Source organism: Ornithinibacillus massiliensis, assembly GCF_018310345.1.
GTDB lineage: Bacteria > Bacillota > Bacilli > Bacillales > Amphibacillaceae > Ornithinibacillus > Ornithinibacillus massiliensis.
This window is the reverse complement of the sequence record NZ_JAGXBY010000003.1, coordinates 412,335-433,554: the sequence shown is the minus strand read 5'-3', so window position 1 is coordinate 433,554 and position 21,220 is coordinate 412,335. Positions and strand designations below refer to the sequence as shown.

Here is a 21,220-nt window from a genome sequence, read left to right as displayed (position 1 = left end):
AAACGGCATGGGAGAGGATGTAAGATGAAGTGGGTGAAAATGACATAATATTACAACAATTGGTAGTTTATACGATTGGAAATAACCATCTATTGGAAATGATATTGTAGCATGAATAGTTAACAAATACACATTATTGGGTAAAAAGTCCTATTGTTTTCCTAGGATATATCTAGTATTTTTTAACTATATTTGTTGATTAAATAGCCGAAATGTTTGCAAAATATCAGAATATAAGTGTGGGGTCCAATGTTAATTCAAAAAGAACAATTGCTAAATAATGTTTTATTAAAAGGCATACAGGATATGGTTTATATTATGGAAGTAACGGATGACAGAAGGTTTATCTATCACTTTATTAATCAAGCAGTAGAAAAGTTTGCTGGCTTGAAGGAGGATATTATTGGGAAAACCTTTCATCAAGTATTAAACCAACAAAAAGCAGATTTTCTCTATCAGAAATATCAGGAAGTACTCGATACGAAAAGCGTTGTTGTGTATGAAGACCTTTTTCCATCGCCTATCGGTGAAGTTCGATATGGTGAAAATGTGTTGACTCCACTATTTGACGAGAATAATACATGTACACATATTGTCGCAGTTGTGAAAGATATTACCGAGCGAAGACTTGCAGAAAAGACAGCCAAGAAGGCTACAGAATTGCTTGTAGAGGGCAAACAACGCTATCAATCGTTGTTTGATTATAATTTAGATGGTGTGATTGCGACAGATGAAAATGGAATCATTGTGAATGTTAATCGCTCACTGGAGTTCATCACTGGATACGCGCAGGAAAATTTGAAAGGGATGCATTACACGGATCTCATCCTTTCAGAAGATGTGCGCACTGCCCAAACGTATTTTGAAATCGCAATCAATGGTATTTTAGAAGAATTTAATATCCGGATGTGTAGTAAATCCGGGAAACAAATTGACATGATATTAAAGCTAACACCTATTATCATCAATGATAAAACAGTTGGCATCTATGCCATCTGTAAGGATATGTCCGAACAGATTAGTATGCAAAATAAGTATACTGAAAGCGAAAATAAGTTTGAAATCATTGCAGAATACTCTGGTGATCTCATTACGATGCTCGATCGGGAAGGGAATATTACCTATGTATCTCCATCCTATCAGGATGTACTGCAATTCGATCAAGAGGATTACATTGGGAAAGAATTCTATTATAATGTTCACCCAGATGATATTGCCCATTTACTGGCATCGTTTGAACAATCAAAGGCAAGCGGCAAACCGTGGGAAGCTCAATTTAGACAAAAGCACAAAAAGCTAGGCTGGATATGGTCTGAGCTAAAGGGCTCTCCGGTCTATGATGAGCATAACCAATTTAAACAAATGGTCGTCTTGTCCAGAGATATTTCATTACGAAAAAGCTACGAAGAAAAACTAAAGTATTTCGCCTACCATGACCCATTAACCGGACTCCCTAATCGTCGCTATTTCACCATGCAATTAAAGCAGGCACTGGATTCGTACGAGAATACAGGAGAGATGTTTGCTGTTATCATTATGGACTTAGATCGGTTCAAGGAAATTAATGATACCTTTGGCCATGATATTGGCGATAAAGCCATTGCAGAATTTGCTTACCGAGTAGGGAAGAAGATTCGCCGTCATGATACACTAGCAAGGCTTGGTGGAGATGAATTTGTCCTACTCGTACAATCACTAGAAAAGAAGGCTGATGCGATTCATATTGCGGAGGATATTATCGATGTAGTAAAAGCTCCCTGGAAAATTGACGATGCGCAGTTTGTGACGACAGCTAGTATTGGAATCTCCTTGTTAGCCGTAGATAAGGAAAATACTTATGAAACCCTATTTAAAAATGCTGACCAAGCATTATATGAGGCAAAGAATGCCGGTGGCAATCAATATGCGATTAAAATGTAAAAGACCGTATCATGGGGACACCCACGACACGGTTTTTAGCTTATACGTATTTCAACAGCATGACTGTTTTCATCTGGTGTATAAATATCTAGTAACAAGTAACCGACACCAGCAGCTAGTAGCGTAAAAATAATAATGAAGAAAACGGCTAACTTCCCTTTATGATTTTTCAACTGAATCACCCTTTATATGGTCGGACCTATCTCGATTAAATCCTAGCAAATCTATTACGAAAAGTAAATAAAATTAGTCAATTGCTACTGCTACATCATAATCCGATAAAGAAATGTCTAAAGCCTCACCCATTGCCAGTTTAGCAAGTTGAATACCCAAATAAGGACCAGTAGTTAATCCAGATGAGCCTAATCCATTGGCGATGAGAATGCCTTCTGTATTGGGTATTGGACCGATGACAGGAAGAAAATCCGGTGTGAACGGACGGAATCCGACACGTGCTTCTAGAAGTGTACTATTATGAAGCGCTGGAAGGACCTCTAACGCTTTCGATAATATATCATGTACACCACCACTGGTGACACGCTGATCAAAGCCTTGGTCATTCTCATGCGTAGCCCCAACAACTATATGATGTTGAAATGGTACAATCGATTGATTGGTAGGTGGCATAATCACGGGCCAGTCCATGCTTTCTACTCCTGGAACTGCCAGATGGAGAATCTGTCCTTTTTGTCCGCTAAATTGAAAGTTAATACCTAACGGAGCGAGAAAGTCATTCATCCAGGCACCACAAGTGGCTATCACTTGGTCTGCTTCATAGTATTCATTCCCTACATAAACACCATAGACATGGCGATCCTTTTGATACAATGTTGCCTTGCCTGCGATTAGCGTTCCCCCATGTTTTTGTGCCGCATCGAGTAATGCTTGTCGAAAAGCTTTCCCATCCACTTTAGCTGCACCGCTAACATGTACAGCAGCATAATCCTCATCAACTAGTGGGATGATCTCCTTTACTTCAGCCGGCGATAATAAGGTCACGTCACCAATCTCTGGTGCGTCTTCGCGACGTTTGATAGCCCTTTCCTGCATGGCAAGTAGCTTTTTTTCTTCCTTATGTAAGCTAAGTGCCCCAACCTTGGCATATCCTGTTTCCTTTATGCCATCCTGTTGTAATTCTGCTACTAATTCCGGGTAAATCCTCGCCCCATTTTTAGCAAGGTGATACCAGGCTTCATTTCTTCTCTGTGATAACCATGGGCAAATAATACCAGCAGCTGCTTCTGTTGCCTGGCCAATTCCGTGTCGATCAACAATAACAACCTCATGGCCACGTTTGGCAAGCTGATAAGCAGTAGTAGCGCCCAATATTCCTGCTCCTACAATAATATAACGTTTCACTTTTAAAACCTTCTTTATAAGTAATCTATTATTACTATAAGAATTCTGAGAGGAAATGTAAAACTTCGTATGTAAAAAAATTCAATCCAACCAAAATTTATGATAATCTTGTACATAGGAAAATTTGCTATAAAAGTGATACATATAAAGGAGAATGAAGATGGAAAAGACGCTAGTTTTTGGTCATAAGAACCCAGACACAGATACAATCTGCTCAGCTGTTGCATATGCGAATTTAAAGAATAAATTAGGTGTGAATGCGGAAGCTGCGCGACTTGGTGAAGTGAACAAGGAGACACAATATGCACTAGATTTCTTTAACGTAGAGGCACCTCAGTTAATTGAAGCTGTACCTGCTGATGTGAAGGATGTCATTTTAGTCGATCATAATGAATTCCAACAAAGTGTTAGCAATATTAACGATGTACGTATTGTCGAAGTGATTGATCATCACCGTGTATCCAATTTCGAAACGAAAGAACCATTATACTTCCGTGCGGAGCCAGTTGGTTGTACGGCAACAATTCTAAATAAAATGTACAAAGAAAATGGCGTAGAGGTAACGAAGGAAATTGCTGGTTTATTACTATCTGCCATTGTCTCTGATTCCCTTTTATTAAAATCCCCAACCTGCACCCAGGAGGATGTGGATGCAGCGCATGAGCTAGCGAAGATTGCTGGTGTTGAGCTTGAACAGTATGGATTAGACATGCTACAAGCAGGTGCTGACCTAAGTGATAAGTCACCAGAGGAGCTTATTACGATGGATGCAAAAGAATTTGCTATGGGCGATGCAAAAGTAGAAATCGCGCAAGTTAACACGGTAGATGCAAGCAAAGTCTATGAGCTGCAAGCGGAATTAGAAGCTGTAATGGATAAAGCAGTGAACGAAAAAGGATTAGATCTTTTCCTATTGGTGGTTACCGATATCCTAAACAATGATTCAGAAGTTCTAGCACGTGGTGGGAATATTGAAAAAGTAGCAGAAGCTTTCCAAGTAGAACTTGACTCAAATAACCGTGCACTATTAAAAGGTGTTGTATCGCGTAAGAAACAGATCGTAACAGCGCTAACGGATGTTTTTACGAAGTAATTGGAAGATGAAGGTAGAATAAACACACTGTACTCTTTACAGTGTGTTTTTCATTGTTCTCCTAACGTTATGTAAAGTAAATTTAGTGGAATTCCCTCTGATTGTAAGAGGATTCTTATTCTAATGGGAACTTTAATATAATCCCCAACAAGTCACGATAGAAAACTATCTACCTGAAAGAAATAAAAAGCTTTGAGCATGCGCCCAAAGCCTGTATGGTAAAAAGGAGAGATATGGCAAACGGTTAGTGGTTAATAGCAAGTCGTTAGCGTTTATTTAACGAAGAAGAGATTTTGCAGCGAAGTGCGTCGATACGGCTTTGAGCGCCTTTCACTAGTTGTTTTAATTGACATTTTACATCTTGTAACATCATTCTACCTCCTTTCTCTAGTTGCAGTTTATGAAAGGAGGTAGAAGTTGTTCGTATGTTTTCACTATTTCTACTAAAATTGGTAGATAAAATAGGCGACAAGCATTTATTCTTTATTGGATTTTAAGACTTTGCTCATTAAATCCGTCATTTCCTCCATTTTCTTTTCGTCACTAAGCATTTCCTGCATCATATCCATCGCAGCTTTTCTCATTTCTGGATCATTCATCATATTGGATAATAAGTCAGAAGCATTTCCATTTCCTCCTAAATTCTTTAGCAACTCACTTAGATTTTGATCCTTTGCCATCATGTTCACCACCTTTTCATAAGGGATTTTTTTCGCTACTTTACCTACACCATCTACTAGTACTTTCCTATATTTCTTTCCTTCCTCAGACTGCAGAGCGTGGAATAATGCTTGTAATCCTTCCAACCATTGCGTATTGAGATTATTGCTTTGCCATTCATGCTTTAATCGCTCAAGAAGAGCAAGTGACGGTGGATTGGCTTCTTGATTATTGAGATTTGGAGGGGTGTTGGAATAGTTTGGAGTTTCATTAGAAACAGTAGTGGAGGATTGGTAATACCGATTTCGTTTGAATTCACGGTATTTTCCAGCCGCAGTACGCTTAAAGGATATAGTTTTCAAATTAATCACCACCTTTATTTCTTTTCCTACATTACAAAGGTACGCAGTTCTTTAACACTCGGTAAGTGCGTGAGTCTATTTTGTATGAAAAAATATATGCTTGCCTACTAGAAATAGCGTTAGTAGGTTATAAATCCTACTGAAAATAACCATTTTTTAATAGAGAGGTTATTTCGTCCAATCTAAAGCTATCACCGGACATAACTTATTAATGTGAGGCCTCACTAAAAGGCTTTAGGAGGTGTTAGTTAATGATTGCAGCATTATTATTACTATTCTTTTGGTTCCTAATCTTTACGCCAATCATCTTGTTAATTGCGATTGTATCTGTATTAGCTCCGTAAGCTAATGTAAGTAGTCTATTTAAAAAGCCTTTTTCTACTTGAAGGGTAGTAGTTCATCCTCGTGATGACTACTACCTTTTCTATATGCATAAAATCTTCCCCGCTCCCAAAACTAACGCTATAGTTGGAAAGGAGGAAGAGCATGAGTTCAAGACCTAAAGGGCCGAAACAACAAGAACAACCCAACCTACCAAAAGCACCAGAAATGCCATATGGCGAAGGATTAGACGGATCGAAAAAGGTGAAAAATCGAAACCATTCGCGTCAAAATAATAATCCACACCATGGTTTATAAAGACCAAAAAGGCAGTCAGGAGGCTGTCTTTTTTAGTGCGAAAAAGTAGCACAGTAAGAGTAAGCTAGCGAATTACTCGGAACACGTAATAGATGAGGAGACCACTTAGATAATAGAGAAGGGTCCTCATGGATAGATAGAGCTAATAGGTAAGGGAAGAAAATGGCGAACGAATGTCCTGAAGAATCATTGATAATGTCTATTAGATGGCCTATTATTAATGATATAGTTTGTTTCGAGGGGGATTACAATGTCGAGAATAAAGGATAGATGGTTTACGGTTGAGGAAATAGACCCGAAGACATTTGCGATAAGTGAATATGGTCACTGGGAGAAGGTACACTCCTTCCTGTTAATTGGAACGGAAAAGGCTGCCTTAATTGATACTGGGCTCGGGATTGATAATATAAAGCGAATTACCGATCAGTTGACCGATCTACCTATTGTGGTCATTACAACCCATGTACATGCAGACCATATTGGTGGCCATGGACGATATGATACGTTATTAGTTCATCATGCAGAAGAGGACTGGTTGATAAATGGAATTAAAGGATTATCTATTGAGCAGATTCGTAAAGATATCGGGCGTGATATTACGGTAGATACACCGCCAGAATTTAATCCAAATACATATACACCATTTACAGGGAAACCAACCGCTCTGCTTTCCGATGGTGATTTGATTGATTTAGGTGATCGCTTATTGTCTATTTTCCATACACCAGGCCATTCACCTGGACATATTTGTGTACTCGATAATGACCGGGAATATTTATTTACAGGTGACCTACTCTATACCGATACACCGATATATGCGTTTTATCCAACAACAGATCCAGTAGCATTACTTGATTCGCTAGAGCGTATTTCATACTTACAAGTCCAACGCGTATTTGGCTCACATAATACATTAGGACTAGACCCGAGTATTTTGTTTGAGGCACAGGATGCAGTGTATGAGCTTCGGCGCAAAGATGTAGTAAGACATGGCACCGGAACACATACATTTAAATCGATTAGCATTCAGTTTTAGGAGGGAGCAATGTTTGATTCGTTAAAAGTATTAAAAGCTGGTTCAAAGAGACAACAAAAGGCATATGATGCCATTCGGAAATTGAATGTACTACAGGATTTGGCTCCGTATCATCCTGTCCTTTGTGGAACACTGCCGTTAGGAATTGATGTTGAACAGTCCGATTTAGATATCATTATGGAAGTCCATGATTATCAAGGCTTTACTAAAAAAATAATATCTCTTTATCAAGATAAGAAAGACTTTAGGTGGAAAGAAACGGAGATAAGAGGCGAGCGCGTAATTAAGGCTAATTTTCACTACTTCGGATTTGATTTTGAATTATTTGGCCAAGCTGTTCCTACAGATAAACAAAATGCCTATAGACATATGGTAATCGAACACAAGCTACTCGAAGAATACCCACAAATAAAAGAACAGGTAATCCAGTTAAAGCAACAGGGTGTAAAAACAGAGCCCGCATTTTGTCAGGTACTAGGAATTCAAGGAAATGATCCATATAAGGATTTACTCGTCTATGGTAAAGCGATATTCGGAGGATAGAAATGGAAAGAATTCAGTTATTGCATCCAGAAGGTAAGAAAGGTAGTCATATTGTAAAAGCGAAATATGATGTGATGAAGGAAGTCATGCTTGAAACCATTACAGATTATGAAGAGATAGCTTTTAAAGAGCTTGCCAATGTCATCAATGAAAAACTTCGTGATAAATGGGAGGGCTCGGTTACTTGGTATGTAACAGCAGTCAAGCTTGATTTAGAGGCACGGGGATTGATTGAAAGGTTTGCAAAGGATAGACAGCAGTATATTCGGATAGCTAGATGAAACAAGACTACTAGAGAGAGCACCTCCCTAGTAGTCTTCATATTAACACCACAAATTCTCTCCATTGGTACGGAAGTATTTTTATGCCAGAAATCCCTCGAATCCCTACGCAACTTGCATTACCCCTAGAATTTATCTCTTCATTCAAGAAATTGCCCATGACAGAACAGCCTTTCCATTATATAAGCATCTTTTCCCATGGAATATTATTCCTTCTCCGTCTTAAGTCTGAATTGGTTTCGAACCATGGGCCGTGGTGAGGGGTGAATGGGGTCCGTTAAAATAAAAGTAGAAATTAACTTGAGCTTATGTAGAAAGGATGGAAGAAATGACGAAAGCTATTGTAGAAGTGAAAAATCTGAGAAAGTCCTACAAGAAGCGGAAGACAAAAGAGATGATCACAGCAGTAGATGATATTTCGTTTACTGTAAATCGAGGAGAAATTGTTGGATTACTTGGACCAAATGGTGCAGGGAAAACGACGACCATTAAAATGATCTGTGGATTAGTTATCCCAGATGGTGGCATGATTACCATTAATGGTATTGATAATCAGAAGAAGCGGCTTCGTGCACGGGAGCATATTAGTGCTGTTCTAGAAGGGAATCGTAACTTGTATTGGCGGCTAACAGTAAGAGAAAATCTAGAATATTTTGCAGGTAATCGCGGGAAGTCACGCAAATCGGTGGCCGGTAGGATTAATGAGCTGTTGGAGCAATTCCGTTTAAAAGATAAAGAAAATGAAATGGTAAACCGCCTGTCGCGAGGCATGCAACAAAAGCTAGCGATTGCAGTAGCAATGCTTGCTGGTAGTGAGGTAATTTTATTAGATGAACCAACACTTGGTCTTGATATTGAGACTGGATATGAGGTTCGTGAAATACTACGGGAGATTGTCAGAACACAGCATAAAACCATCATTATTACCTCACATGATATGGATGTCATTCAAGATTTATGTGAACGCACGATTATTATTAATAGTGGAAAAGTAGTCACAAATGACCGCGTGGATAATTTAATGAAGCTATTTGAGGTACGCGCCTATTCCATTAAGCTTGATGGCCATTTAAGTGAACAGCAACATCGATTATTACGAGAAAAATTCCCACAGCTAGTCTACACACCTGATACGTATCAATCGAATTTGGAAGTCGATTTAACGAATAGCCAGGAAATGTATGAATTATTTGATATCCTCAAGCTTGAACAAATACCAGTAGACACGATTGATCGCAAGACGATTAATTTTGAACAAGTGTTTTTGAAGATTGTAAAGGGGGAGGAAGAACATGCGATTCCTGAACGTGCTTAAAGCGAATATCAAAAGAGAGTATATTCTATTAAAACGATACCTACCGAACACGATAGCGATTCTAGTCACATTTTACGTCATATTTCTAGGCATGTTCTTTGGCATTACCTTAATTGGTGACCCAAGTACACAAGATGCCAATATACAATACGTGATTGTCAACTATATTTTCTGGTTTTTAGCGATGCTCGTCGTAAATGATATTGGCTGGCAAATTACGAATGAGGCAACACAAGGAACACTGGAGCAATTAGGGATGTCTCCAATGGGGATATGGAAAATCATGGTGTCGCGTTTAATTTCCATTACTATTGTCAATTTCATCATGATAATCGGTTTGTTGTATGTAAGTATGCTGACCTCTGGGCAGTGGCTAAATATTGATGTACTTTCCATTTTACCAGTATTCTTTTTAACCTTGATTAGTATGTTTGGACTTGGATTCATGATTGCAGGATTAACGATGATTCTCAAGCAGATTCAAGCATTTTTACAAATTCTCCAGTTCATATTAGCTGCACTTACCTTTGTATCAATTTCGGTTGCGCCGTTCTTAGCCTTTTTCCCATTTGTTAAAGGGATTGATATGGTAAGAGCTATTATGATTAATGACATGAGCATTACACAGTTTCAAATGGCAGATATTCTAATTCTTGTCTTTAACGCAGTATTTTATTTTGGTTTAGGCCTGTTTATGTTCCTACGTTGTGAAAAGTTTGCGATGAAAAAAGGATTGCTTGCCCATTATTAAAATGAAAATGGTATTGGCGTAGAGGGCTAATACCATTTTTTATTTTTGTAAAGGTAAGAGATTGTCTAAGTTCCATATGCACACTCTACAATTTATGTAGATAAAAATAACTATGAGATATCATCAAAATAGTAATATTGACCTAGTTAATGTTGTTCAGATAATGTTTAGTTCCCCATGCTATCATAAGGGCTGTGTGAAATCTTCCAGGATTGTCATCACATTATGTAGAAAGGGGAATGCAAATGGGAAAGAGGATGGGCATTAGTTTTTTTATACTAATGCTGCTGTGCAATACGATACTTTCAAGTATGGTATTGCCAATAAAGGCTGGTGCAACAGAACAGCAACCAAGCCTTTTTACTAATGTTTCATTATTGGATGAACAAGGAAAGGAGGTATCAGCTGATAGGGATCCGGAACAAGTTGTACAGCCAGGGTCACATCTGATGGTTCGTATTGATTGGAAGTGGGATGAAGCGTTAATTTCCGATCAAGAAACCTTCACCTTACAGTTACCATCTGAATTGAAAGTAACGACAGAGCCCGATGGTAATTTAACTAATCAAGCTGGAAGTGTAATTGGTTCCGTGACAATTGTAGAAAGCGCCCTCACCGTAGATGTAATGAAGGAAGAAATAGAGAACGGTGATCAAGGTCAAATCTACATCGAAACGAGCCTAGGTGAGATAGATTTGGAAAATCAACAAGTAGCCCATCTGTTATTTAACCTTGATAAAGCTACTTATGTTATACCTATACAGGTTGTACATGATCAGGAGGATCTAAATCCTGAATCCAAGGATCCATTGGAAGAGGAAGCTAGTGGTGAGCAAGTTGTAGAGGAACAGAATGAACAGGAAATAACAACAGAGAAACCGAATGAACCGGAAGAGGAAGTCCAAACCCAGGCTGTTCAAAATGCTTCTGTCATCAAAGAAAACATTCTTACGGGTGTAGAGCTAACTTTAGGAGATGGAAGTCCATTACCAGATCGAATGCCACATCCTAGTGAAGAAATCTTGGACTTAAAGATTCAGTACCAATTTGAACTGCCGAACGGTCATGAATATACATCAGGTTCTACTTTTACTTTTACACTACCAGAAATATTTACTGTATTTAACCGTGTAGAAGGGGAATTGACTAGTGCAGATGGAATCGTTTTTGGGGCATTTGTGTTAGAACAAGATGGAACCGTTACGATGACATTTAACGACCAGATTGAATCACGATCAGATATTGCTGGTTTTATCGGTTTTCATACGGAGATAAAAGAGGATATCGATGGTAGTGTAGATCGAACAATCGTTATTCCGATTAGTGGGGATAAAACTATAGAAATCCCCATTCGTTTCGAACCGAATGTAGGTTCTTCTATAGATAAGCGGGGAATACCGGATCGGAAATATAATACACAAACCATTACATGGGAAATTGATTTTAACAAAGACTTACGAAGTATTACCAATGCCGTACTAAGCGATAATTTAGACGAGGACTTACAGCTAGTTCCAAATTCGATTAAATTGTATAAGCTAGATGTTCAATTGGATGGTTCTGTTGTGCAAGGGGCAGAGATTACAGACCATGTTTTTACAGAATTTCCACTTAATTTAGGAGATATTGACTCAGCTTATCGGGTAGTATTTGAAACAACCATCACAGATGAAGACGGCACATCTTATCCCAATACCGCAACACTAACTGGTGATGATATCGATGCATTACATGCCAACGCAACCGTTAATGTTGCAAGAGGGACAGCATTAGACAAAGAAGCTGGTGATTATGATCCAATAAATCAAACCATTAATTGGATAGTTCGTTACAATTACAATGAGAAACATATTGAAAAGGAAAAAGCCGTGCTTCACGATGAACTTGGTGAAGGACATGAACTAGTAGAAGGTAGCGTCCGTATCGTTCCTGTTGAGATTGATCCGAATACCGGAGCAGCGACAATTGGTGATACAGAGTTAGACCCTTCTCATTATACGGTACGTCGGGATGGCAATGGGTTTAACATTCAATTCAACGAGGCTATTGACAGTGCCTATATCATTTATTACCAAACAAAGCTAACAGATCGTGTCCTAGATCGGGAAACCTTAACGAATATGGTAACCGATGGGAATGGGAATGAAAAAGGTTCCGACAAAACTGTGGACCAAATTGTCTTTTATAAGCAGCATATCAATGGCCAAACTGATTATCATGCCAAAACAACCAAATGGCGTATTACCATTAATGCAGATGAAAAAGAAATGTATCAAGTCAAGCTGACAGATACGCTACCAAAAGGGTTAACACTAATTGACTATGAAATTAAGTATGATGGTAGTGACATAAAAGACAACGGTAACTACATTTTTGGCTATGATGAGGATTCCGGGGAAATTACCTTCGATTTTGAAGGGATGGATCCAATAAATAAGAGGATTGAAATAGTATACACCACATCGTTTGATTTTAATGAAATAGAAGATGGAAAAACAACTTTTACTAACGGTGCTGAATTGTCTTGGATTCCAGAAAATGGTAATAACCCTCTAACAAAAGAAGCAGATGCGAGCTTTACACCAAATAAACATACCCAAAGCAATGGATTTAAAGGTGGATCCTATAATGCCAAAACAAAAGAAATCACATGGGAAATTGGTGTAAATTACAATTACCGTCCAATTCAACAAGCAATTGTAGAAGATGTTATTCTAGGGGATCAAAACTTTGATCCTAGTACAATTGAAATTCACGAAATGCGAATTAATCCAAACGGATCATGGTCGAGAATCGGCGAACCGTTAAAAATAAATCGCGATTATGATGTAGAAGAAATGAACGGTCCTAATAATGAACCTGGCTTCAGAATCACTTTCTTAACCACCATTGACTCTCCATATATCATTACGTATAAAACCAACCTACATGATCAACTAATCGTCAAACAATATGAAAACACAGCATTGTTAAAAGATGGTTCTGAACAAATAGCAACATTATCAGCAACCGTATCAGTCGGTCCAAATGGTGATAACTACATGGATAAAAGCGCTCAACAAGATGGCGAAAACCCAAGGGTACTACATTGGAAACTGAATATAAACTTTACTCAGTCTACTATTTCAGATGCAAAAGTGACGGATAAGCCAAGCCCGAATCAACTTCTGTTGGAAGATTCACTCCAATTATATGGAACGAATGTTGCAGTGGATGGCACCGTTACCAAAAATGAAGATGATGTATTAGAAGCAGGCGTTGATTATACCGTCGAATTTAAAGAAGATGAGGAAGGGAATTCTTATTTCACTTTGTCATTTGCAAACGAGATTAATCGTCCATACATCTTAGAATATGATACGTTCATCATGGCTGGACATGGGGAGGAAGTCGAAAATGATGCTTCCCTTGATGGGGCAAAATTAGAAGGAAAAGAAACCGATTCTTCCTATAAACACACCGTTAGATATACTGGTGGAGATGGTGGCATCGATGGAAGAACAGGAAGTTTAGAAGTAATCAAGCTTGATGAGCTTACGGAAGAACCGTTAGCAGGTGCTGAATTTACGCTTTATGACCAAACGGGTACGATTGCGATAAAATCGGCAACAACAAATAACGAAGGAAAAATCATCTTCCATAATCTATTGTTTGGTGAGTACCAATTAGTGGAGACAAAAGCACCAGAGGGCTATGTGATAGGGGAAACACAACCAATTACGGTCACCATAGACCGAGTGGATACAGAAAAGATTGGAAACCACCTAGAAGTAACCAATAAAAAAATCATTTATGCTGTTGAATTAACGAAAGTGGATGAAGAGACTCGTGATACGATTGCCGGTGCCTCGTTTATCCTACAGCAAAAGCAAGATGATGTATTTGAGACAATTGGTTACTATAAGACAGACGAAAATGGGATTATTTTCAGAGATAATTTAGCGCCAGGTGATTACCAGTTTGTCGAAGTACAGCCTGCACCAGGCTACCAATTGAATCCTATACCAATACCATTTACAATCATGGAGAATCAAACAGCCGTAACGAAAGTAACAGCAGGAAACTATAAATTGGGTGCTGTTGAGCTAATTAAATTCAACCAAGCTGATGAAACAGAAACACTAGCTGGTGCTGAATTTACACTTTATGATGAGAACGATAACGTGTTACAGCAAATTTTACGAACAGATAATGCTGGTCGTATTTCTGTATCTAACCTAGTTCCAGGTACGTATTATTTCCAAGAGATAAAAGCACCAGATTATTTCGAATTAGATCCTTCACCAATTGAGTTTGTTATCGAACCAGGTGTAACGAAGCGTGTTACAGTAAATGCACCGAATACACTTATAACAGGGGAAGTATTATTAACGAAAGTAGATGATACCAATCCAGACATTATGTTAGCCGGTGCTGAATTTAGTCTATTGGATGCTCATGACAATGTTTTACAAGAAGGGCTAAAGACCAATGAAGATGGTGAACTATTTGTTGATGGGCTAGCGCCTGGTGACTACAAATTTGTGGAAACGAAAGCCCCAACATACTATCAATTAAATGAACAAGAAATACCATTCACCATTGATAGAGCAAAAACAAAAACAGAAGTAATGACTGTGGAGCTTACAGTAGAAAATAAATTAATTCCAGGTTCTGTGGAATTAATCAAGGTAGACTCAGATAATCATGACATCACATTATCTGGCGCAGAGTTCGAACTACAAGATAGCGAAGGCAATGTACTGAAAGAAGGCTTAGTCACAGATGAAGAAGGCAGATTGGTTATAGAAAATCTAAAACCAGGAACCTATCAATTTATCGAAACGAAAGCCCCAACATACTATCAATTGCTAGACGAACCAATCGTCTTTGAGATAGTGAAAGGTCAAAAAGAAACTCTCACGGTAACGGCTGAAAATGAACTAATCACGGGGGCAGTCGAGTTAATCAAAGTCGATGCAGATGATCATGACATCACGCTATCTGGCGCAGAGTTCGAACTACAAGATAGCGAAGGCAATGTACTGAAAGAAGGCTTAGTTACAGATAAGGAAGGTAGATTGGTTGTAGAAAACCTAAAACCAGGAACCTACCAATTTGTTGAAACGAAGGCACCGACATATTATCAATTGCTAGACGAACCAATCGTCTTTGAGATAGTGAAAGGTCAAGAGGAAACCCTAGTGATAACAGCAGAGAACGAATTAATTCCAGGTTCAGTAGAATTAATCAAGGTTGATGCAGATGACCAAGACATCACGTTATCCGGTGCAGAGTTTGAGCTACAAGATAGCGAAGGTAATGTACTGAAAGAAGGCTTAGTTACAGATGAAGAGGATAGATTGGTTGTAGAAAATCTAAAACCAGGAATCTATCAATTCGTTGAAACGAAAGCCCCAACATACTATCAATTGCTAGACGAACCAATCGTTTTTGAAATAGTGAAAGGTCAAGAAGAAACTCTAGTGGTAACGGCTGAAAATGACTTAATCACGGGGGTAGTCGAGTTAATCAAGGTCGATACAGAAGATCATAATATTACGTTATCTGGCGCAGAGTTCGAACTACAAGATAGTGAAGGCAATGTACTGCAAGAGGGCTTGGTAACAGATGAAGAAGGTAAGTTAGTTGTTAACAACCTTAAGCCTGGTGACTATCAATTTGTCGAAACAAAAGCGCCATTTGGCTATGATTTAATCGCAACACCAATTGAATTTACCATTGACCTAATCGCAACGGAAGAAGAACAAGAACTAGTTGTAGTATATGCGGGAAATGATCTTTCTTTAGGTGCTGTGGAATTAATCAAAGTCGATGCAGATGATCATGACATCACATTATCCGGCGCAGAGTTCGAACTACAAGATAGTGAAGGCAATGTACTACAAGAAGGCTTAGTTACAAATGAGGAAGGTAAACTAGTAGTAGAGAATCTAAAACCAGGTACCTACCAATTCGTCGAAACGAAAGCCCCAACATACTATCAATTCCTAGACGAACCAATCGTCTTTGAGATAGTGAAAGGTCAAGAAGAAACCCTAACGGTAACAGCAGAGAACAAGTTAATCCCAGGCTCTGTGGAATTAATCAAAGTTGATGCAGATGACCAAGACATCACGTTATCCGGTGCAGAGTTTGAGCTACAAGATAGCGAAGGCAATGTACTGAAAGAAGGCTTAGTTACAGATGAAGAGGGTAGAGTGGTTGTAGAAAATCTTAAACCAGGAATCTACCAATTCGTTGAAACAAAAGCACCAGAAGGGTATGAGCTTAACTCTACACCGATTCCATTTACCATTGAGAAGGGGCAGCAGGAACAATTAGTTGTCTATGTAAGGAACCAATTAATTCCTGCCAAACCAGAGGAACCTACACCACCAGAAAAACCTGTCCAACCGGAAGATCCTAAATCACCAGAAAAACCGACATTACCGGAGGAACCAGGTAATAATAACAATGATCACAATAAAAAGGATTCTAACCGAGAAGTTGACGCTAAGAAACAAGTAAATACATTACCTCAAACTGGAGAAGAATCTTTCTTGATGTTTATTCTATTTGGAATTACGTTCTTCACCATTGGTAGTGTGATTCTGTTTATGAACAGAAGACGCGTGGAATAAGAGGGAGTGAATTCCTATGACGAAAAATGTAAAAAAAGTAATAGGTATTGCGTTTTTACTAATAGGAATGGTTTTCTTATCGATCCCTATTTACCACGAATGGAGTCAGGGAAAGGAAGTGAGGGCATTGGAAAATGCCCTCTCCCTTATTTCTGAATCAGATGGTAAAAACATTGATTTATCCAAGATAGAAAATCTATCCTTCACCGAAGATGAAGTAGTAGAGGTGTTAGAATTAGAAATCCCCTCTATTGATCTAAAACAATATGTTCTAAATAAGACAACAGAGGAAAATTTAACTATTGCACTAACCCAGATAAAGGACAAACAAACTCCAGGAGTGGGTAATTTTACTATTGCTGGACATAGAGGCTACCGTCCAAATAGACATTTTAATCGTTTATCTGAGGTAGAAATTGGAGACGAAGTACTATTACATACCCCTAACAGAATATACATCTACAAAGTGTTTAGCACGAAAGTAATTGAGCCAACAGATGTAGCTATTTTAGATGATCAGGAAGGAAAAACAGAAATTACACTGATTACTTGTACAATAACAGGTGAAAGAAGAGTTGCTGTTAAAGGGGAACTAATTGAAATTTTAGATCAGTAACTGTAGCAATTAAACCGCTTTCAAACGAAGCTTAACTACAAGGATTCGAAGTGATACAATCTATATAGTTATTGTATAATGAACTCAGATTATAAGGAGTAAATTATGAAAGCTATTCTAATTGATGACGAAAAACTAGCTTTAACCTATTTAGAGAAACAACTGCAAGATTTAGGTGTAGAAGTTATCGGTAGCTATCAAAATCCGTACGATGCAAAAGACGCCATATTGAATGAAGATGTGAAGGTAGCATTTTTTGATATTCAAATAGCAAATATTAATGGAATAGAATTTGCTGAGAAGGTACTGGAGCTTAAACCTAAATTAGAAGTAGTATTTGTAACAGCTTATGCCAACTATGCTATTAAAGCTTTTGAAATGAATGCGCTAGATTATGTTTTAAAACCAATCACGAAGACCCGCTTATCTAAAACGATAGAACGAATTAAATCCCGATTAGATAACCATAACCACCGTAATCATTCCACCCCACCAAGCTCAATCATACAGGTAAATCTACTTGGATCTGTTTACATCGGAACGGAAACTAATCCTTATACCCCATTGCAATGGAGAACAGTAAAAGCGCAGGAGTTATTTTTATACTTGATTCAGCAAAAAGACCAACTAGTTCGTAAAGATGAACTTATTGATTTACTATGGCCTGATGCTAATCTTGAAAGGGCGAATGCACTATTATATACCACCATATATAATATTCGGAAAGCAATCGATTCACTTAGAGAATTTTTTACCTTGAAAAAAGTAACAGGAGGCTATATTTTAACTACGAATCAGATAGTGGTAGATATAGATGAATGGAAACAAAACATGAAAAATCTACCTACTTTATCTACCACCACTGTAAAAGTCTGGGAAGAATGCTTGGATCGATATAAAGGGGATTATCTTATGGAGTTCGATTATTGGTGGGCTGAGGGAGAGCGTTATCGTTTAAAGCAACTTTGGATACGTAAATCGATGTATCTAGCTAATTGGTATCAAAAGGTAGACCGTGAAGATAAAGCAATTCAAGTTTATAACATGATTATTCAATTAGATAAGCATAATGAAGAGGCTTATTTTGAATTAATGAAAATGTATGCCAAACAACAAGATAGATTAGCAGTAGCCGAATGTTATTCATCGCTTCATGAGTCATTACAGCTCGAAATTGGCTCCGAACCAAATGAACAAATAAAAACATGGTATTCAGAATGGAAGAAAAAATAACTTGATTTGGAACCAGTCGTTATCCCTATTAGAATGAGTTTTACTAAACTTTTTTCTCATAAATAGGTAAGTGTCTGATACATGTACTCCTCACTTGTCATAGGTTATTAGTGAACTTATCACAAGAAAGGGGTAAAGTCATGAGACACAGACACAATTGTGGATGTCCAAAATGTGTTGTTCATCCTACTAAGCACAATGTAGTGCATCATTGTACGGAAGAAACGGTTCAACATGTTCATCCCTCTCATACGACAGTGATGAATCATCACCTGATAAAGAATCAACATGTATTCCCACACTCAACTTCTGTTCAAAATACAGTAAATAGTGTAGATCTATATGGAGGTTCGTTTAATGTCCCAGCAGGACCAGGTATGGGTCTTGGTCCAGGACCAGGTCAGGTTGCAGGAGCTTTTGACCCTGGCATGGGAGCGGGCCCGGGAATGGGAGTTGGACCAGGTATGGCGCCAGGAATGGGAGCAGGACCTTGGGGAGCTCCTGGAGCAGCACCAGGTCAAGTAGCAGGAGCATACACCCCAGGCGCTGGACCAGGCTATGGAGCAGGCCCAGGTTGGGGTAAGAAACCTAAGTGCTAATGTAGAAAAAAATGAATGATGAGCTAGCAGAGTTGCTGGCTCATTATTTTATGTTTGGTAATGGAAAAATGAGCGAGTCCACACGATGTAATGGATAAGTCGTTTATTGGACAAGTTAGGATGAGTTCATGCAGAATGGTATTAAAGACCAGTGTTCATTAAAGGATGTGCATATATGAAAACACTAATGGTGACAGGATACAAACCAAGAGAAATCAATATCTTCAAGGAAAACGATCCGAAAATTCATATTATCAAGGCAGCAATGGAGAAGCGTTTAATTGGCTTTATTGAGGAAGGATTGGAGTGGATTCTTATTTCCGGTCAAATGGGTGTCGAGCTATGGACTGCGGAGATTGTCTTAGATTTAAAAGACCACTACGACATTCAACTCGCGATTATCCCGCCCTTTGAAAATCAAGATGAACGTTGGCCTGAGGATATAAAGCTTAAGTATGAGGAATTGACGATGCTAGCTGATTTTTATCAACCATTGTACAAGGGAGATTATAAGGGACCATACCAATTCCGTGCCAAGAATAAATGGCTTGTTGAAAAAAGTGATGGCTGTCTCCTGTTGCTCGATGAAGAGTATCCAGGAAGCATAAAATTCTTTTATGAGGAAGCGAAACGAGCCCAGAAAGACTACTCAATCTACTTTATAACACCATCTGACTTAGATGATATGGTAGAGGAGATTCGCATGAGTGACCCAAATTACTGGAATTAATCGAGGTGTTTTGCAGGATTTTCCTTTTCGAAAATCGAATAGTAATGCTATAAGAAATCGAGGATTAACCAGGTGGGAGAGTGAACAGATGGAAAAGTTTCCTATACGATATACGAAAAGACTGCAATTAGTAGAGATTGATCACCAGTATGATCAAGCAATTTTTGATGTGCTATCTAGAGATGATGTAACGAGATATTATGGTAGAGAGAGTATGGTGTCTATTGAAGAAGCACAAGAAATGATCGATCATTTCCACATGATATTTCACAGTGGACGTGGGATACGGTGGGGAATTATTTGGAGGGAAACCAGTTCGTTTATCGGTACCATCGGTATACATAATTATTCCTCTGTGATGAAAAGAGCTGAAGTCGGTTTCGAGTTACATCCAGATTATTGGCGTAAGGGGATTCTATCAGAAGCATTGAATAATGTATTAGAGTATTGCTTCGTGGAAATGGGACTCCATCGTGTTGGAGCGATTACCTTCCCAGCAAATGATGCTTCTAATAAATTGTTAGAAAAAGCAGGCTTTACCCATGAGGGCGTCCTTCGCGGCTACCTTTTCCAAAATAATCAATCCCATGATGCAAATGTATTGTCCTTGCTAAAGCCGGAATGGCGCCGTAGAAAGTATGAAAAAGACGCTCCAGTTCAATACACCGACCATATGACAGAGATTGTAAAACGTGCAGAGGCAGAAGGAGACTTCGACAACCTGCCAGGCAAAGGGAAACGATTAGACCTTGGTCCAAATTACCTCAACCCTTCCGAAGCCCAAATGTACAAAACATTAAAAGACAATCATATCCTTCCACACTGGGTCGAATTAGCAAACGAAATTGATCGATTGAAAGAAAGCTTACCAGGAGTAGAAGGAAAAGAACGTCGCAAACTAGTTAAAGAAATTAATAAAAAGATTAAAGCATATAACTACGCCTGCCCACCATCTCTCCAGAAAAATAAAGTAGACCAGTCCTAAGTTGGGATTGGTTTTTTACTTGGCAAGGAGCTGCTCATACCCTGAAGGGAGCGTGCAAACTTACAAGGAAGCACGGTAGCTCTGAAGAAGGAGTGCGAAAATCTAAAGGAGGAGCTCCAATCCTGAAGAGAGAGTGTGAAAATCTAAAGCAGGAGCTTAAATCCTGAAGAAAGTGCCCGAAATCCTGAAGAATATGTCAACTCCAAGATTTCGTTATTTTTTTAGCTGAAATTAGCAGGATTATCACAAGAAATCTAGAAGAATTTTATATTGAAAAGAAAGGTGGTAGATATATTGATTGTAAAACAACTAACCGAGCCCATTTTACTTGCCAAAACCGATGCTTTGAATGCTAGATTACCTTCCAATCACCCGATGAAAGAGAACGTAAACCAGGATGCTCGAATTCTTCGAGCAGGATACAATGGCCTAAAAGTCGCTCTCTTTTACACTCTCCCTCGTTAGCAATTCTTCA

General features: G+C 38.5%; 18 protein-coding genes. 15 read left to right on the top strand and 3 right to left on the bottom strand.

Annotated elements, in window-relative coordinates:
• The first annotated feature begins 249 nt into the window (after positions 1-249).
• Complete coding sequence (locus KGF86_RS10790) at positions 250-1,920, top strand: PAS domain S-box protein (RefSeq protein WP_186869174.1); 1,671 nt, start codon at positions 250-252, stop codon at positions 1,918-1,920.
• 35 nt (positions 1,921-1,955) lie between these two features.
• On the opposite strand, the gene KGF86_RS10785 is transcribed toward KGF86_RS10790, so the two are convergent.
• Positions 1,956-2,093, bottom strand: a complete 138-nt coding sequence (locus tag KGF86_RS10785; protein WP_186869175.1) for a hypothetical protein — start codon at positions 2,091-2,093, stop codon at positions 1,956-1,958.
• A gap of 73 nt (positions 2,094-2,166) precedes the next feature.
• The gene (locus KGF86_RS10780; RefSeq protein WP_211741840.1) at positions 2,167-3,279 is read right to left on the bottom strand and encodes an NAD(P)/FAD-dependent oxidoreductase; all 1,113 of its coding nucleotides are present in this window, start codon (positions 3,277-3,279) and stop codon (positions 2,167-2,169) included.
• A gap of 160 nt (positions 3,280-3,439) precedes the next feature.
• Between KGF86_RS10780 and KGF86_RS10775 the strand changes: the two genes are divergently transcribed.
• Complete coding sequence (locus tag KGF86_RS10775; protein WP_211741838.1) at positions 3,440-4,372, top strand: manganese-dependent inorganic pyrophosphatase; 933 nt, start codon at positions 3,440-3,442, stop codon at positions 4,370-4,372.
• Between the two features lie 476 nt (positions 4,373-4,848).
• Here the strand turns inward: KGF86_RS10775 and KGF86_RS10770 are convergent, their stop codons facing one another.
• A complete protein-coding gene (locus KGF86_RS10770; protein WP_211741836.1) occupies positions 4,849-5,394 on the bottom strand; it encodes a hypothetical protein in 546 nt (181 codons plus the stop codon).
• A 486-nt stretch (positions 5,395-5,880) separates the two neighbouring features.
• On the opposite strand from KGF86_RS10770, the gene KGF86_RS10765 reads away from it, so the two are divergent.
• The 13 genes from KGF86_RS10765 (at position 5,881) to KGF86_RS10705 (ending at position 21,210) form a co-directional block, all read left to right on the top strand.
• Positions 5,881-6,033 carry a small acid-soluble spore protein P gene (locus KGF86_RS10765; RefSeq protein ID WP_186869179.1) on the top strand — a complete coding sequence of 51 codons (153 nt, stop codon included), beginning with the start codon at positions 5,881-5,883 and terminating at the stop codon, positions 6,031-6,033.
• Between the two features lie 250 nt (positions 6,034-6,283).
• Complete coding sequence (locus KGF86_RS10760; RefSeq protein ID WP_211741834.1) at positions 6,284-7,069, top strand: MBL fold metallo-hydrolase; 786 nt, start codon at positions 6,284-6,286, stop codon at positions 7,067-7,069.
• 9 nt (positions 7,070-7,078) lie between these two features.
• Positions 7,079-7,612, top strand: coding sequence for a DUF4269 domain-containing protein (locus tag KGF86_RS10755; protein ID WP_211741832.1), 534 nt, complete (start codon positions 7,079-7,081; stop codon positions 7,610-7,612).
• 2 nt (positions 7,613-7,614) lie between these two features.
• Positions 7,615-7,893 carry a DUF6958 family protein gene (locus KGF86_RS10750; protein WP_186869182.1) on the top strand — a complete coding sequence of 93 codons (279 nt, stop codon included), beginning with the start codon at positions 7,615-7,617 and terminating at the stop codon, positions 7,891-7,893.
• Between the two features lie 328 nt (positions 7,894-8,221).
• Positions 8,222-9,208, top strand: a complete 987-nt coding sequence (locus tag KGF86_RS10745; RefSeq protein WP_186869183.1) for an ABC transporter ATP-binding protein — start codon at positions 8,222-8,224, stop codon at positions 9,206-9,208.
• On the top strand, positions 9,186-9,959 hold the full coding sequence (locus tag KGF86_RS10740; protein ID WP_186869184.1) for an ABC transporter permease: 774 nt from the start codon (positions 9,186-9,188) through the stop codon (positions 9,957-9,959). Before KGF86_RS10745 ends, KGF86_RS10740 begins: the two co-directional genes overlap by 23 nt.
• 245 nt (positions 9,960-10,204) lie before the next feature.
• Positions 10,205-16,582 carry a SpaA isopeptide-forming pilin-related protein gene (locus tag KGF86_RS10735; protein ID WP_211741830.1) on the top strand — a complete coding sequence of 2,126 codons (6,378 nt, stop codon included), beginning with the start codon at positions 10,205-10,207 and terminating at the stop codon, positions 16,580-16,582.
• Between the two features lie 16 nt (positions 16,583-16,598).
• Positions 16,599-17,198, top strand: coding sequence for a class D sortase (locus KGF86_RS10730; RefSeq protein WP_211741829.1), 600 nt, complete (start codon positions 16,599-16,601; stop codon positions 17,196-17,198).
• A 105-nt stretch (positions 17,199-17,303) separates the two neighbouring features.
• A complete protein-coding gene (locus KGF86_RS10725) occupies positions 17,304-18,431 on the top strand; it encodes a response regulator (RefSeq protein ID WP_186869187.1) in 1,128 nt (375 codons plus the stop codon).
• A gap of 140 nt (positions 18,432-18,571) precedes the next feature.
• Entirely contained in the window at positions 18,572-19,030 is a 459-nt protein-coding gene (locus KGF86_RS10720; RefSeq protein ID WP_186869188.1) for a spore coat protein, read from the top strand.
• Between the two features lie 175 nt (positions 19,031-19,205).
• A complete protein-coding gene (locus KGF86_RS10715) occupies positions 19,206-19,760 on the top strand; it encodes an SLOG family protein (RefSeq protein ID WP_211741827.1) in 555 nt (184 codons plus the stop codon).
• Positions 19,738-20,745, top strand: a complete 1,008-nt coding sequence (locus KGF86_RS19585) for a GNAT family N-acetyltransferase (RefSeq protein ID WP_186869190.1) — start codon at positions 19,738-19,740, stop codon at positions 20,743-20,745. The genes KGF86_RS10715 and KGF86_RS19585 overlap by 23 nt, the downstream gene beginning before the upstream one ends.
• A 294-nt stretch (positions 20,746-21,039) precedes the next feature.
• A complete protein-coding gene (locus KGF86_RS10705) occupies positions 21,040-21,210 on the top strand; it encodes a hypothetical protein (RefSeq protein WP_186869191.1) in 171 nt (56 codons plus the stop codon).
• The last annotated feature ends 10 nt before the right edge of the window (positions 21,211-21,220 follow it).